Source organism: Oleiphilus sp. HI0125, assembly GCF_001635355.1.
In genome coordinates this window covers 1-644 of record NZ_LWGF01000049.1, presented here as the reverse complement: position 1 = coordinate 644, position 644 = coordinate 1, and the positions used below count along the sequence as shown (strand labels likewise).

General features: G+C 45.4%; 1 protein-coding gene and 1 pseudogene. One reads left to right on the top strand and one right to left on the bottom strand.

All coding sequences use genetic code 11. The features are described 5' to 3' along the window. Nucleotides 1-521: pseudogene (locus A3762_RS00885) on the top strand (DNA-directed RNA polymerase subunit beta'); the annotation flags it as partial. Here A3762_RS00885 and A3762_RS28100 read toward each other — a convergent pair. Next, a partial coding sequence (locus tag A3762_RS28100; protein ID WP_231878686.1) for a hypothetical protein occupies nt 448-644 on the bottom strand: 197 nt, incomplete at its 5' end. The pseudogene A3762_RS00885 and the gene A3762_RS28100 overlap by 74 nt on opposite strands.

Here is a 644-nt window from a genome sequence, read left to right as displayed (position 1 = left end):
AAGGAAATCCAGTATTCCTTGACGGGACTGAAACCCCATTCCAGGTGTTCTTGCCAGCGAATGCAAGTTTGACTTTGCGTGACGGTGATCAAGTAACACAAGGTGAGATCATTGCTCGTATTCCTCAGGAATCATCGAAGACGCGTGACATCACGGGTGGTCTACCGCGCGTAGCAGACTTGTTCGAAGCGCGTAAGCCAAAAGAATCGTCGATTCTTGCTGAGATTTCAGGTGTGGTTAGCTTTGGTAAAGAGACCAAGGGTAAGAAGCGTCTTGTTATAACACCTAAAGACGGATCTGATGCTTATGAAGCATTGATTCCAAAGCATCGTCAAATGAACGTGTTTGAAGGTGAAAGTGTAGAGAAGGGTGAGGTGATCTCTGATGGCCNATCAAATCCACACGACATTTTGCGTCTTCTAGGTGTTGTTGAGCTTGCTAAGTACATTACAAACGAAGTGCAAGACGTATACCAACATCTTGTGCAGAAACACCTAAGCCGTCTTCTAAACCAGAACCTTTAGTCTTCTTAGCCTTACGTTCAGCATGGTATGCCAAACCAGTACCAGCTGGGATAAGACGACCAACAACAACGTTCTCTTTAAGACCTCGTAAGAAGTCACGTTTACCAGTCACAGCACCTT